Source organism: Geodermatophilus sp. YIM 151500 (genome assembly GCF_025716945.1).
Taxonomy (GTDB): domain Bacteria; phylum Actinomycetota; class Actinomycetes; order Mycobacteriales; family Geodermatophilaceae; genus YIM-151500.
Genome location: NZ_JAOVZT010000002.1, coordinates 600142 through 613210 on the forward strand (window position 1 = coordinate 600142; position 13069 = coordinate 613210).

At 76.3% G+C, this 13069-nt stretch carries 15 protein-coding genes; 11 read left to right on the plus strand and 4 right to left on the minus strand.

Annotated features, from left to right (window positions below; translation table 11 throughout):
- Window positions 1-31: 31 nt before the first annotated feature.
- Window positions 32-757: a VIT1/CCC1 transporter family protein gene (locus tag OF117_RS06365; RefSeq protein WP_263551963.1), complete on the plus strand. Its 726-nt coding sequence runs from the start codon at window positions 32-34 to the stop codon at window positions 755-757.
- Window positions 758-794: 37 nt separating this feature from the next.
- On the opposite strand, the gene OF117_RS06370 is transcribed toward OF117_RS06365, so the two are convergent.
- Complete coding sequence (locus OF117_RS06370; RefSeq protein WP_263551964.1) at window positions 795-1118, minus strand: DUF2631 domain-containing protein; 324 nt, start codon at window positions 1116-1118, stop codon at window positions 795-797.
- 102 nt (window positions 1119-1220) lie between these two features.
- On the opposite strand from OF117_RS06370, the gene dxr reads away from it, so the two are divergent.
- The 6 genes from dxr (at window position 1221) to OF117_RS06400 (ending at window position 8323) form a co-directional block, all read left to right on the plus strand.
- The gene (gene dxr, locus OF117_RS06375) at window positions 1221-2417 is read left to right on the plus strand and encodes a 1-deoxy-D-xylulose-5-phosphate reductoisomerase (RefSeq protein ID WP_263551965.1); all 1197 of its coding nucleotides are present in this window, start codon (window positions 1221-1223) and stop codon (window positions 2415-2417) included.
- A gap of 46 nt (window positions 2418-2463) precedes the next feature.
- On the plus strand, window positions 2464-3801 hold the full coding sequence (locus tag OF117_RS06380; protein ID WP_263551966.1) for a M50 family metallopeptidase: 1338 nt from the start codon (window positions 2464-2466) through the stop codon (window positions 3799-3801).
- 65 nt (window positions 3802-3866) lie between these two features.
- Window positions 3867-4172 (plus strand): hypothetical protein, encoded by a 306-nt coding sequence (locus tag OF117_RS06385; protein ID WP_263551967.1) that lies wholly within the window; start codon window positions 3867-3869, stop codon window positions 4170-4172.
- Between the two features lie 132 nt (window positions 4173-4304).
- The gene (gene ispG / locus OF117_RS06390; RefSeq protein ID WP_411969419.1) at window positions 4305-5465 is read left to right on the plus strand and encodes a flavodoxin-dependent (E)-4-hydroxy-3-methylbut-2-enyl-diphosphate synthase; all 1161 of its coding nucleotides are present in this window, start codon (window positions 4305-4307) and stop codon (window positions 5463-5465) included.
- A 21-nt stretch (window positions 5466-5486) separates the two neighbouring features.
- Window positions 5487-6338, plus strand: coding sequence for a DUF4081 domain-containing GNAT family N-acetyltransferase (locus OF117_RS06395; RefSeq protein WP_263551968.1), 852 nt, complete (start codon window positions 5487-5489; stop codon window positions 6336-6338).
- Window positions 6339-6427: 89 nt separating this feature from the next.
- Window positions 6428-8323 carry a penicillin-binding transpeptidase domain-containing protein gene (locus OF117_RS06400; RefSeq protein WP_263551969.1) on the plus strand — a complete coding sequence of 632 codons (1896 nt, stop codon included), beginning with the start codon at window positions 6428-6430 and terminating at the stop codon, window positions 8321-8323.
- Between the two features lie 16 nt (window positions 8324-8339).
- Here the strand turns inward: OF117_RS06400 and OF117_RS06405 are convergent, their stop codons facing one another.
- The 3 genes from OF117_RS06405 to OF117_RS06415 all read right to left on the minus strand — a co-directional run bounded on the left by OF117_RS06405 (window position 8340) and on the right by OF117_RS06415 (window position 10203).
- Window positions 8340-9047: a substrate-binding domain-containing protein gene (locus OF117_RS06405; protein ID WP_263551970.1), complete on the minus strand. Its 708-nt coding sequence runs from the start codon at window positions 9045-9047 to the stop codon at window positions 8340-8342.
- 140 nt (window positions 9048-9187) lie between these two features.
- A complete protein-coding gene (locus OF117_RS06410; protein WP_263551971.1) occupies window positions 9188-9661 on the minus strand; it encodes a ferritin-like domain-containing protein in 474 nt (157 codons plus the stop codon).
- A 53-nt stretch (window positions 9662-9714) separates the two neighbouring features.
- Window positions 9715-10203, minus strand: coding sequence for a twin-arginine translocation signal domain-containing protein (locus tag OF117_RS06415; RefSeq protein WP_263551972.1), 489 nt, complete (start codon window positions 10201-10203; stop codon window positions 9715-9717).
- A 340-nt stretch (window positions 10204-10543) separates the two neighbouring features.
- On the opposite strand from OF117_RS06415, the gene rimP reads away from it, so the two are divergent.
- From rimP to OF117_RS06435, 4 genes are all read left to right on the plus strand, one after another.
- The gene (gene rimP, locus OF117_RS06420; protein WP_263551973.1) at window positions 10544-11158 is read left to right on the plus strand and encodes a ribosome maturation factor RimP; all 615 of its coding nucleotides are present in this window, start codon (window positions 10544-10546) and stop codon (window positions 11156-11158) included.
- Window positions 11155-12297 (plus strand): transcription termination factor NusA, encoded by a 1143-nt coding sequence (gene nusA, locus OF117_RS06425; protein WP_263551974.1) that lies wholly within the window; start codon window positions 11155-11157, stop codon window positions 12295-12297. The genes rimP and nusA overlap by 4 nt, the downstream gene beginning before the upstream one ends.
- A gap of 41 nt (window positions 12298-12338) precedes the next feature.
- Window positions 12339-12689 carry a YlxR family protein gene (locus tag OF117_RS06430; RefSeq protein WP_263551990.1) on the plus strand — a complete coding sequence of 117 codons (351 nt, stop codon included), beginning with the start codon at window positions 12339-12341 and terminating at the stop codon, window positions 12687-12689.
- Between the two features lie 97 nt (window positions 12690-12786).
- Window positions 12787-13069, plus strand: a 283-nt coding sequence (locus OF117_RS06435) for a translation initiation factor IF-2 N-terminal domain-containing protein (protein WP_263551975.1), incomplete at its 3' end; no start/stop codon positions are given.

Below are 13069 nucleotides of genomic sequence, written 5' to 3' on the forward strand. Positions count from 1 at the left end.
TGCGGCCGACGAGCGCCGGCGAGGAGGTCGCATGAGCGAGCTCGCCGAGCGGCCGTCGGCCGAGGCGCACGGCGGCCACCACGCCGACGTCTCCGGCGGATGGCTGCGCCCGGCCGTCTTCGGCGCCATGGACGGCCTGGTCAGCAACACCGCCCTGGTCGCCGGCGTCGGCGGCAGCGGCGCGGCCCCGCGGGTGGTCGTGCTCGCGGGCGTCGCCGGCCTCGTCGCCGGCGCGGTCTCCATGGCCCTGGGCGAGTACACCTCGGTGAAGACGCAGAACGAGCAGCTCGACCTCGAGGTCGCCAAGGAGCGGCACGAGCTCGCGCACAACGCCGCCGGCGAGCAGGCCGAGCTGGCGCAGATGATGACCGCCCGCGGCGTCGACGAGCCGCTCGCCCGCGAGGTGGCCGCCCAGCTCTCCCGCGACCCCGACGTCGCGCTGCGGCTGCACATCCTCGCCGAGCTGGGCCTCAGCCCGGACGACAAGCCGTCGCCGCGGCTGGCGGCCGTGTCGTCGTTCCTCACCTTCTCGGCCGGTGCCGTCTTCCCGCTGCTGCCCTACCTCTTCGGGCTGCCGCTGCTGTGGATCGCGCTGCTGTCCGGCGCGGTCGGGCTGCTCGCGACCGGCGCCCTGTCCAGCGTGTTCACCCCGCGCCCGTGGTGGTACGCCGGCCTGCGTCAGCTGCTCTTCGGGGCGGTCGCCGCCGGCGCCACCTACCTGATCGGTGCGGCCATCGGCGTCACCGCACCCGGATGAGACAGGACCCCGTCCTCCAGAGGGACGGGGTCCTGTCTCAGCGGCTGCGCCAGGCGTTCTTCCGGCGGAAGACGTCCCAGACCAGCACGGCCGCCAGGAGCGCGGCGGTGCCGAGGATCCAGAGGTCCTCGACGCGGCCCTCGTGGTTGCCGATCAGGAAGGCCAGGATGAGCAGGACGACCAGCCAGGCGCCGCGCCGGCCCCACGCCCCCGTCTCGCCGTGCCAGCCCCAGTCCTCGGGCCGCTCGTGCTCGACCGGGTGGTCGCCCTCGCTGACGTAGCCCTCCTCGCGGTGCGGCTGCGCCACCGCGTGGGTCCCCGCGGCCTGCGCGTCGCGGCGGTTCCGGATCTGCTCGCTCACGGCGCCATCCTGCCAGCCGGTGCCCGGGGCCACCGGGGGAGGTGCCCGCGCGGCGGGTCGCCCCGGCACGGGTGGGCGGCGGCGTCGGGGAGGATCCTGCCCGTGAGCGATGCGCGCGAGGTGACCGTGCTGGGGTCCACCGGCTCCATCGGCCGGCAGGCGATCGAGGTCGTGCGGCAGAACCCCGACCGGCTGCGCGTCACCGGGCTGGCCGCCGGCGGCGGGGACGTCGCACTGCTCGCCGAGCAGGCGCTGTCCCTCGGCGTCCGCACGGTGGCCGTCGCGCGGGCCACCGCCGCGCAGGACCTCCAGCTGGCCTTCTACGCCGCCGCGCAGCAGCGCGGCTGGGCGTCGGGGGAGTACCGCCTCCCGGAGATCCTCGCCGGGCCCCGCGCCGCCGAGGAGCTGGCCGCCCGCCCGGCCGACGTCGTCCTCAACGGCATCACCGGCTCCATCGGGCTCGGGCCCACGCTCGCCGCGCTGGCCGCCGGGCGCACCGTCGCCCTGGCCAACAAGGAGTCGCTGGTCGCCGGCGGCGACCTGGTGACCGCCGCCGCCGCACCCGGGCAGCTCGTCCCGGTCGACTCGGAGCACTCCGCGCTGGCCCAGTGCCTGCGCGGCGGCGCCCGCGACGAGGTGGCCCGCCTGGTGCTCACGGCCAGCGGCGGTCCGTTCCGCGGCCGCGCCGCCGCCGAGCTGGCCGACGTCACCGTCGAGCAGGCGCTGGCCCACCCGACCTGGGACATGGGCCCCGTCGTCACGATCAACTCGGCCACGCTGGTCAACAAGGGCCTGGAGCTGATCGAGGCGCACCTGCTGTTCGGCGTCCCCTACGCCGCCATCGACGTCGTCGTGCACCCCCAGTCGATCGTGCACTCGATGGTCACCTTCGTCGACGGCGCGACCGTCGCCCAGGCCAGTCCGCCGGACATGCGGCTGCCCATCGCGTTGGCCCTGGCCTGGCCCGACCGGCTGCCCGTCGTGCAGCCGCCGCTGGACTGGTCGACCGCGAGCACCTGGGAGTTCCTCCCGCTGGACGAGTCCGCCTTCCCCGCCGTCCGCCTGGCCCGGCGGGCCGGGGAGGCCGGTGGGGTGGTGCCGGCGATGTTCAACGCGGCCAACGAGGAGGCCGTCGCGGCTTTCGTGGCGGGTCGGCTGCCGTTCCCGGGCATCGTGTCGGCCGTCGCGCGTACGCTCGACGACGCGCCGGACCTCGGCGCCCCCACCTGCGTGGAGGACGTGCTGGCCGCGGAGGCCTGGGCGCGGCAGCACGCCCGGGGTGTGATCGCCGGAGGCTGAGCTGAGCGGGTTCCTACTCACCGTCCTCGGGATCGCCGCCTTCGCGGTGGGGCTGCTCTGCTCCATCGCCTTCCACGAGGCCGGCCACTTCTTCTGGGCGCGGCGGTTCGGCATGCGCGTGCCCCAGTTCATGGTCGGCTTCGGCCCGACCCTCTGGTCGCGGCGCCGGGGCGAGACCGAGTACGGCCTCAAGGCCGTTCCGCTGGGCGGCTACATCCGCATCGTCGGCATGATCCCGCCGGCCGAGGAGGGCGAGAGCAAGCGGGCCACGCGGATGCGCTCGTTCATCGCCGAGGTCCGCGGTCAGGCCCTCAACGACGTGCTGCCCTCCGACGCCGGCCGCGTCTTCTACGCCAAGCCGTGGTGGCAGCGGGTCATCGTGATGTTCGCCGGCCCGTTCCACAACCTGGTGCTGGCCGTCGTGTTCTTCACCGTCCTGCTGATGGGCTTCGGCATCCTGACGCCCACGACGACGGTCTCCGAGCTGCCGGCGTGCGTGCTGCCCTCCAGCGCCCAGACGCTCGACCGCGAGGACGCCTGCGAGATCCCGATCGTCCAGTCCGGTGCGGCGGCCGGCACGGTGTGCGAGCTCGGGACGGCGGGCTGCGCGCTGCCCCCGTCCACCCCCGCGGCCGCGGCCGGCTTCCGGCCCGGCGACACGATCGTGGCGATCGGGGGCGAACGGCTGCCGACCGACCCCGGCGACGGCTGGACGGCGGTCCAGGAGGTCATCCGCGGGTCCGCCGGTACCCCGGTCGACGTGACGGTGGAGCGGAACGGCCGCGAGCTCGGGCTGACCGTCACGCCGATCGAGAACCTGGTGCGCACCTCGGTGGACGCCGAGGCGCCGACGGCGGTCGGGTACATCGGCGTGGCCCCCGCGCAGATCTACGAGCGGCAGCCGATCGGCGCCGTCCCCGCCTACATCGGCGACGTGTTCGTCCGCTCGGTCGACCGGCTGCTGGAGATCCCCGAGCGGATCCCCGCGCTGTTCCGTGCCGCCTTCCTGGGTGAGGAGCGCGACCCCGAGGGCCCGATCGGCGTGGTCGGCGTCAGCCGGCTCTCCGGCGAGGTGTTCGCCTACGCCGGGCTGGAGACGACGGAGAAGGTCGCCTTCTTCTTCTCGCTGCTCGCCGGGGTCAACCTGGTGCTGTTCCTGTTCAACCTGCTGCCGATCTACCCGCTCGACGGCGGGCACATCGCCGGCGCGCTGTACGAGAAGGCCCGGGCCACGGTGGCCCGGCTGCTCGGGCGGCCCGACCCCGGCCCCTTCGACATCGCCCGCCTGATGCCGGTCGCCTACGCGGTGGCGGGGTTGTTCATCGGGCTGTCGCTGCTGCTGCTGGTCGCCGACATCGTCAACCCGATCACGATCGCGCAGTAGCGCCGCCCCGCCAGGAGCGGCCTCCGGCGACGTCCCGCCGGTGCGCGTCCGGGCACCATCGGGGGATGACCGATGGGAGCAGCGGGCCGGTCGAGCGGCCCGCGCGGGGCCGCGGCCGCTGGACCTCCTTCGTCGCCGAGCCGCCCGGGGAGGACCGCCCGGCGCGGACGTTGCACGAGGCGGGCGATCCCCGGCACCGGGTGCGGGTGGAGCACGACGCGCACACCCTGCTGATCCACCTGAGCGACGAGGAGGGTCCCGGGTGGACGACGGTCGCCGTCGACCGGGCGACCAGGGCCTGGGCCGTGGCCCAGCGGGACAGCCAGCTCGCGGCCGCCGCGGCGGCCTCGGGGACGCTCTACGCCGAGTGACCCGGTGGACCGCGGCGGCCGGCCCACCGGCCCACCGGCCCCCGCGCGTCCACGGGGACCGCGCGGGACCCGTGCCGGCCGTGTCACCCGCGTCACCGGCACGGCCCGCGGCCGGCAGGGATACTGAGCGCCATGGCGATCCCCGTCGGCCTCGGCATGCCCGCTGCACCCCCGCCCGTCCTCGCGCCCCGCCGCACGACGCGGCAACTGGACGTCGGAGGCGTCGGCGTGGGCAGCGACCACCCGGTCAGCGTGCAGTCGATGACGACGACCAAGACCGCCGACATCAACGCCACGCTGCAGCAGATCGCCGAGCTCACCGCGGCCGGGTGCCAGATCGTGCGGGTCGCCGTCCCCGACACCGACGACGCCGAGGCGCTGCCGGCCATCGCGAAGAAGTCGCAGATCCCGGTGATCGCCGACATCCACTTCCAGCCGCGCTACGTCTTCGCCGCCATCGACGCCGGCTGCGCCGCCGTCCGGGTCAACCCCGGCAACATCAAGAAGTTCGACGACAAGGTCGGCGACATCGCCAGGGCCGCCGGCGACGCCGGCATCCCGATCCGCATCGGCGTGAACGCCGGGTCGCTCGACAAGCGGCTGCTGGCCAAGCACGGCAAGGCCACGCCCGAGGCGCTGGTCGAGTCGGCGCTGTGGGAGTGCTCGCTGTTCGAGGAGCACGGCTTCCGCGACATCAAGATCTCGGTCAAGCACAACGACCCGGTGGTCATGGTCCGCGCCTACGAGCTGCTCGCCGCCCGGTGCGACTACCCCCTGCACCTCGGCGTCACCGAGGCCGGGCCGGCGTTCCAGGGCACCATCAAGTCGGCCGTCGCCTTCGGCGCGCTGCTCAGCCGGGGCATCGGCGACACCATCCGGGTGTCGCTGTCGGCGCCTCCCGTGGAGGAGGTCAAGGTCGGCACCCAGATCCTGGAGTCGCTCAACCTGCGCCAGCGCGGCCTGGAGATCGTCAGCTGCCCCTCGTGCGGGCGGGCGCAGGTCGACGTCTACACGCTCGCCGACGAGGTCACCGCGGGCCTCGAGGGCATGGACGTGCCGCTGCGCGTGGCCGTGATGGGCTGCGTGGTCAACGGGCCCGGGGAGGCGCGGGAGGCCGACCTGGGTGTGGCCTCCGGCAACGGCAAGGGGCAGATCTTCGTCAAGGGCGAGGTCATCAAGACCGTGCCCGAGTCGCAGATCGTCGAGACGCTCATCGAGGAGGCCATGCGCCTCGCGGGGGAGCAGGTCGACGCCGGCACCCCCTCCGGCCCGCCCGTCGTCAGCGTCGGCTGACCCTCGCCCCGGCCTCCTGCCGTGCTCCGCGCGCCCACGGCCCGCCTGCTCGACGAGGCCGACGAGCCGGCCGTCACCCGGTTGCTGGCCACCGACCCGGTCGCCGCCTGCGTGCTGGCCGGCCGGGTCGAGGCCTTCGGCACCGGACCGGCCGGCGGAGGCGCCCCGTTCTGGGGTCTCGGCGACGGGCGGACCCTCGACGCGGTCTGCCTGGCCGGCGCCAACCTCATGCCGTTCGCCGCAGCGGGCGCCGAGCGGGCGGCCGCGGCGGCCTTCGCCGACCGCGCCCGGCGCGCCGGTCGGCGCTGCTCGACCATCGTCGGGCCCGCGGCCGCGGTGGCGCCGCTGTGGGAGCTGCTGGCGCCGGCCTGGGGACCGCCCCGCGACCACCGCCCCCGCCAGCCGCTGATGGCCATCCATGGCCCGGCCGCGGTCGCGCCCGAGCCGCGGGTCCGCCCGGTGCGGACGGCGGAGATCGACACCCTGATGCCCGCCGCGGTCGCGATGTTCACCGAGGAGGTCGGGGTCAGCCCGCTGCGGGTCGACGGCGGCGCCGGCTACCGCGCCCGGTTGACCGACCTCGTCCGGGCCGGCCAGTCACTGGCCTGGATCGAGCGGGGCGAGGTGCTGTTCAAGGCCGAGATCGGCGCGGTGTCCCGGGCCGCCTGCCAGGTGCAGGGCGTCTGGGTGGCGCCGTCCCACCGCGGCCGTGGCATCGGCGCGGCCGGCACCGCGGCCGTCGTCGAGTACGCCCGGACGGCGATCGCCCCGGTCGTCAGCCTCTACGTCAACGACTTCAACGCGCCCGCGCGCGCGGCCTACCGGCGGGTCGGCTTCCGCGAGGTGGGCCGCTACGCCAGCGTGCTGTTCTGAAGGAGGACCCCCTGCCACCCACCGCTCGGTTGCTCGCGGCGGGACCCTGCGGGGGGCCGGGAACCCATGCGCCTGGGAGGCTGGCCGTCGTGCCGCAACGGGGAACGGTCCTGGGGACGATCGTCGTGCTCGCCGCGCCGGTGCTCGCCGCCTGCTCGGGCAGCAGCGAGGATGCCGTCCGCGACTCCGCGCAGGCGGTGCTGGCCGAGTGGACCTCCGGCGACCTCGAGGCCGCGGCCGCGGCGACCGACGACCCGGTCGCCGCGCTGACGCTGCTGACCCAGACCGCCGACGACCTCGCCGACGCGACGCTCGACGCCGAGGTCGGCGAGGTCACCGTGGAGGACGGTGCGGCCACGGTCGCCTGGTCGGCCACCTGGGACCTGCCCGCCGCGCCCGACTGGTCCTACGACGGGCGCATGCGCCTCTCGGAGACGGAGGACCGCTGGCAGGTGGTCGCCGAACCGGCGCTCGTCCACCCCGAGCTGGGGCCGGGGGAGCGTCTCGAGCTCACCCGCGTCCTGCCCGAGCGGGCGCCGATCACCGACGCCGACGGCGTCCCGATCTTCACCGAGACCGAGGTGGTCGAGGTCGGGGTGGACCCGGCCCTGGTGACCGACCTCCCCGCGCTGGCCGCCGGGCTGTCCGCGGCCACCGGCATCCCCGCCGACGACATCGTCGCCGACGTCGAGGCCGCGCCGGAGGGTCAGTTCGTGCCGGTGATCACGCTGCGCCGTCCCGACTTCGAGGCCATCCGGGCGCAGGTGTACGACCTGCCCGGCGCGGTGTTCCCGACCGGCACCCGGCTGCTGGCGCCGACCTCCCGCTTCGCCGTGGCGCTGCTGGGCCGCGTCGGCCCGGCGACCGCCGAGGTCATCGAGGAGTCGGCCGAGGACGGCGCGCCCCGCTACGCCGCGGGCGACCAGCTCGGCCTGTCCGGACTGCAGCGCGCCTTCCAGGAGCGTCTCGCCGGGGTGCCCGGCTTCACCGTGTCCGTCGTCCCCGGCGACGGGGCGGACGGCGTGGCCGACGACGGCCGCGTCGTGGGCGGGGTCGAGCCGGAGCCGGGCACCCCGCTGCGGACACCGCTCGTGCCCGCGGTCCAGCTGGCCGCCGAGGCCGCGGTGGCCGGCGAGAGCAGGCCCGCGCACCTGGTCGCCGTCCGCCCCGGCACGGGCGAGATCCTGGCGGTCGCCTCCAACGAGGCGGCCGACCCGAGCCTGGCGCTGGCCGGGCGGTTCCCGCCCGGCTCGAGCTTCAAGACGATCACCGCGACGGCGCTGCTGGCCGCCGGCACGCTCGAGCCGTCGACCCCGGTGCCGTGCCCGGCCACCATCACCATCGACGGGCGCGAGTTCGAGAACGCCGACCGGTTCGACCTCGGCACCGTGCCGTTCGGGCAGGCCTTCGCCCGCTCGTGCAACACCACCTTCATCGAGCAGGGCCTCACCCTGCCCGGCGGGGCCCTGGCCGAGGCGGCGGCCGGCTACGGCGTCGGCTCGGACTGGCAGCTGCCGGTCGGCGTGTTCGGCGGCAGCGTCCCGGCCGACAGCACGGGCACGACCCGGGCCGCCAACACGATCGGCCAGGGCGAGGTGCTGATCAGCCCCGCGCAGCTGGCGCTGGTCGCGGCGGCCGTGGCCGGTGGCACCCCGGCCGCACCGGTGGAGGTCCTCGACGGCGAGCCGGCGGGCCCGGCACCGGAGGGTCCCGACCCCGCGGTGACCGAGGAACTGCGCACGATGATGCGCGAGGTCGTGGTCTCCGGGACGGCGACCGCGCTCGCCGACCGCGGCGAGGTCTACGGCAAAACCGGGACGGCGGAGTTCGGCACCGCCACCCCGCCCGAGGCGCACGGCTGGTTCACCGGCTTCCGGCTGGGCGGCGCGGCCGGCGACATCGCGTTCGCCACCCTGGTGGAGGGCGGCCAGTCCAGCAGCGTGGCCGTCACCGTCACCGACGCCTTCCTCGGTGCACTCGGATGACCCGCGGGGGCGGCGGTCAGGCCGGTGACAGCCCGCTGCGCCGGTAGGCGTCCTCGGCCAGCGGGCCGGCGAGGAAGTCCCGCAGGGCCAGCACCTCGGGCACGGCGGTGGCGTCCGCGCCGAGCGCCACGGAGAACTCGGTGACGTGCTGCACCTCGTCAGGCAGCGGCCCGACGATCTCGACCCCCGGCACGTAGGCCAGCTCGCTGAGCTGCTGCACCGCCAGGTCGGCGCGGCCGTCGACCACGGCCGTGCCGGTGAAGCCGCGGGGCAGCACCGTCGCCCGCGGCTCCACCTCACCCCGGATGCCGAGCCGGTCGAGCAGCGTGCGCAGGTAGATGCCGCTCTGCCCGGCCTGCGACCACGCGATCGAGCGGGCGCGGCGGAAGGTGTCGGTCAGCGCCGCCACCGTCGAGACGTCCGGGTGCGGGGCGCCCCGGGCGACGCCCACGCCGATGACGGTCGTGACCAGCGGCCGCGCCGTCGCCGGGTCGACGGCCCCCGTGGCGGCGAGCCCGTCCAGCGACGGGGTGGCCACGACGACGACGTCCGGGCGCTCACCGGCGGCGATCCGCCGCTGCAGCTCGGTGGTCGGGTCGAACGAGACCTCGAGCGGGATGCCCGTCCCGGCGGTGAAGGCCGGCAGGATCTCGTCCTCCATCGCCTTCTGGGTGGCGTGCCCGCTGAACAGCGAGACCGTGCGAGCGGTCGTCGTCCCCGTCATCCGTGCCGCACCCGTCCCCGTCCGCCGGCCGTGGTCCCGGGCGGCGCGGCCGCACCGCCCGGGGTCGGAACCTATCGGAGCCGGTCGGCCGGGTCTCGGGCCGCCCCGCGCGGTGGCCGACCCCGGTGGGCAGGGTCCGGCTACTGCTCGGGCAGGCCCGGGAAGGCGCGGGTGACCGGCGACTGCCCGGCGGCGGCCCGCCACCCGACGGCCCGGACCTCCGTGGTGCCGAGCATCGCGACGGCCAGCACCCGCACCGGCTGCTCCACGGCGCGGTCCAGCACCCGCACCCAGGCGGCGGCGACGCCGTCCTCCAGGACGGCGGCCAGCGCGGCGGCGTCCACGGGGGACAGCACCGGGAAGGGCAGCTCGTAACCACCCTCCGCGTCCACCGGGTCGACGCCCCGTCCGCCGAGCAGCGCCACCAGCCCGTCCCGCGCGTCCCGGTGGGCGCCCTCCGCGGCGACCGCCTCCCCGCGCCCCTCGGGCGGCAGCGCGGCACCGACGACGCCGTACCCCCAGACGGCGGCGTGCTCGGCGGCCAGGGCCTCGTTCAACGCGGTGTCCTCGTCGGCCGCGTCGCGGGCGGCCTCCGGCGAACGGTCGTCAGCCATGTTTCCGCTCCGTCATCGCGGCTCGGTCCGTCCCGTGTCCATCCCGCCCTCGCTCATGCCAGCACGGCGGCGTGCCCGCCCAGCCCCGCGGCCACGGAACCGAGCAGCGCGGCGCGGCCGCCGGACTGCTCGGCGCTCGCCGCGGCGTGCGCGCCCGCCGCCGCGCGCACCTGCTCCTGCAGCCACGCCCGCGGGTCCGGCCCGACCGGCGGCGGGGTGCCCGACGCGCCGGCCGCCGCCGCGTTCCCCGGCGCGGCCGCGCGCAGCCGGTCGAGCTGGGCACCGGCCTGCGCCGCCAGCTCGGTGATCTCGGCGCCGAGCGGCGGGTCGGCCGCGGCGGCCGCGGCGTAGGCGGCCACCAGCGTCTCCTGGACGGCGACCTGCGCGACCAGCGAGTCGGCCTGTTCCGCGGTGACCGTCTCCTCCTCCTCCTCGGGAGCGGAGGTGCAGCCGGCGGCCAGCAGGCCCGTCGTGACGGCGGACAGTGCCAGGAACCGGCGCCGGGACAGGCGCGGCCGGGGGGAGCGGGCGAGCGGGGACATCACCGCCATCCTGACAGCCCGGACGGTCGCGGACCGGATCCGCGCCGGTGGCGATCCGCGCGTCCCGCCGGTCCCGTGCCACCCTCCCGTCCCGCGCTCGCGTCGTCGAGCGCCGACCCGGGCCCCGGGCCCCTCGTGCCCGCTCCCGCGGGGTCCGGGCTCCGGGCCCCTCGTGCCCGCTCCCGCGGGGTCCGGGCTCCGGAGCCCGGGGGGCGCCCCGGGCGGTAGCCTGACCACTTGCCCCCGGACGCGTCCGCGCCCTGCCCAGCACGGCAGCCGACGGTGTGCCGGGGGCGTCCGTTCCGCGCGGAGCGGACCGCCGAGCCGGAGGAGGGAACCCGTGTCCGCCTCTCGCGGCAACCGCACGCCCGACCCGGCGACGACCCGCTTGGCGGGCTGGATCGAGCCCGTGGTCGGCGGCGCGGGGTACGACCTGGAGGAGCTCGTCGTGACCCCGGCCGGGCGGCGCAGCGTCGTCCGGGTCGTCGTCGACCGCGACGAGGGCGTCACGCTCGACGACATCGCCGAGGTCAGCCGGGCCGTGTCCGACGCGCTGGACGCGCACGACGACGGCATGGGCCGGGCGCCCTACGTCCTGGAGGTGACCAGCCCGGGGGTCGACCGGCCGCTGACCGAGCCGCGGCACTGGCGGCGCAACACCGGCCGGCTGGTGACCGCGCCCGTCGGCCCGGCGGGCGCGGCCGCGCCGGTGACCGGGCGGGTCACCTCCGTCGACGACACCGGGGTGACCCTCGCCGTCCAGGAGGGCAGCGGCAAGCCGGGCGCACGCCGGAAGCCCCCCACCCAGCGGCACGTGCCGTGGGCCGAGCTGGGCGCCGGCCGCGTGCAGGTGGAGTTCGGCCGGGCCGAGGGCGGCGGCGACCGCCCGGACGCGCCCGGCGACGGCGCGGACGACGACAGCGGGGACGGGCCGTCTCGAGGAGGAGGACAGTGAACATCGACGTCACCGCGCTCAAGGCGGTGGAGCGGGAGAAGGGCATCCCCGCCGACACGGTCATCGAGGCGATCGAGACGGCGCTGGTGACCGCCTACCGGCACGCCGACGGCGCCGCGAAGCACGTCCGGGTGCACGTCGACCGCAAGACCGGCGAGGTCGCCGTCCTGGCCCAGGAGCTCGGCCCCGACGGCGAGGTCGTGCGCGAGTGGGACGACACCCCGTCGGATTTCGGCCGGATCGCCGCGAGCACGGCCAAGCAGGTCATCGTGCAGCGGCTGCGCGACGCCGAGCACGAGCAGACCTTCGGCGAGTACGCCGGCCGGGAGGGCGACATCGTCAGCGGCATCGTGCAGGCGCACAGCGGCCGCAACGTGCAAGGCACGGTGCTGATCGACATCGGCAAGGTGGAGGCGGTGCTGCCGCCCTCCGAGCAGGTACCCGGCGAGACCTACGCCCACGGCACCCGGATCAAGGCCTACGTCGTGTCGGTCGCGCGCACCTTCCGCGGGCCGCAGGTCACCGTCTCCCGCACGCACCCGCACCTGGTGCGCAAGCTGTTCGCGCTGGAGGTGCCCGAGCTGGCCGACGGCAGCGTGGAGATCGTCGCGGTGGCCCGGGAGGCCGGGCACCGGTCGAAGATCGCCGTCCGGACCAAGGTGCCCGGGTTGAACGCCAAGGGCGCCTGCATCGGTCCGATGGGGCAGCGGGTGCGCAACGTCATGAGCGAGCTGCACGGCGAGAAGATCGACATCGTCGACTGGTCCGACGACCCGGCCACCTTCGTCGCCTCGGCGCTCAGCCCGGCGCGGGTGTCCAGCGCGCGGGTGGTCGACCCCCAGGCGAGGGCGGTCCGCGTGGTCGTGCCCGACTACCAGCTCTCGCTGGCCATCGGCAAGGAGGGCCAGAACGCCCGGCTCGCCGCCCGGCTGACCGGGTGCCGGATCGACATCCGCAGCGACGCCCAGCCCGACGACGCAGGCAGCCCCTCACCGGGGGTCGGCCGGCCGCCGCTGCGCTCGGGCGTCCCCGGCACCGCCGGCGCGGGAGTCCGCGCCGGCGGTCGGACCCCACCCCCGACGGGGGGGCGCCGGCCCCCGCCACGGCGGGCGGAACATCCGGGACCCGCCGCGCGCTAGACTCTCCGGTGGCCGAAACGTCGATCCCGGTGCGCACCTGCGTGGGGTGCCGGACGCGCGCTCCGGTCACCGACCTGCTGCGTGTCGTCGTCCGGGACGGGGTCCTCGTGCCCGACCCGCGTCGGCGGCTCCCCGGTCGGGGTGCCTCGCTGCACCCCACACCGGAGTGCCTGCACGCAGCCGAGCGACGCCGGGCCTTCTCGCGGGCACTGCGCACCAGTGCTCCGCTGGAGGCCGGTCCGCTCCGGTCCCACGTGCTCGGGCCGCCCGCCGCGGCGCCCGGGGACGCGGGGAGCGGGGCGGGCGACAGCACACGAACGACAGACCGCAGGTCCAGAGTCGGTCCGGCACCAGGCCGGACCGCACGTCGAGAGCAGGACGTCGTCGGATGAGCCAGCCGTGAAGTTCCAGCGATGACAGCCGTCATGCGACAGCACCACTGACGACGAGGTCGAGCGGGCCAGCCGCCGGCCTCACCAGAGGAGACCCGTGCCAGGCAAAGCCCGCGTACACGAACTCGCCAAGGAGTTCGGTGTCGACAGCAAGACCGTGCTCGCCAAGCTCAAGGAGCAGGGCGAGTTCGTGAAATCCGCGTCCTCCACCGTGGAGGCGCCCGTCGCCCGCCGGCTGCGCGAGGCGCTCGGCGGCGCTCCGGCCGGCAACGGCGGCGCCGCCCAGGCGACCGCCGCCCGCCCGGCCCCACCCGCGCCGGCCGCCCCGCCGTCGGCCGCCCCGGCCCCTCCGGCTCCGGCCGCCCCGGCTCCGGCCGCTC

Coding starts and splice junctions, on each gene's coding strand:
- OF117_RS06365 (WP_263551963.1), top strand. CDS start 32: ATGAGCGAGCTCGCCGAGCGGCCGTCGGCCGAGGCGCACGGCGGCCAC.
- OF117_RS06385 (WP_263551967.1), top strand. CDS start 3,867: ATGACCGATGGGAGCAGCGGGCCGGTCGAGCGGCCCGCGCGGGGCCGC.
- ispG (WP_411969419.1), top strand. CDS start 4,305: ATGGCGATCCCCGTCGGCCTCGGCATGCCCGCTGCACCCCCGCCCGTC.
- OF117_RS06405 (WP_263551970.1), bottom strand. CDS start 9,047: ATGACGGGGACGACGACCGCTCGCACGGTCTCGCTGTTCAGCGGGCAC.
- OF117_RS06410 (WP_263551971.1), bottom strand. CDS start 9,661: ATGGCTGACGACCGTTCGCCGGAGGCCGCCCGCGACGCGGCCGACGAG.
- OF117_RS06415 (WP_263551972.1), bottom strand. CDS start 10,203: ATGTCCCCGCTCGCCCGCTCCCCCCGGCCGCGCCTGTCCCGGCGCCGG.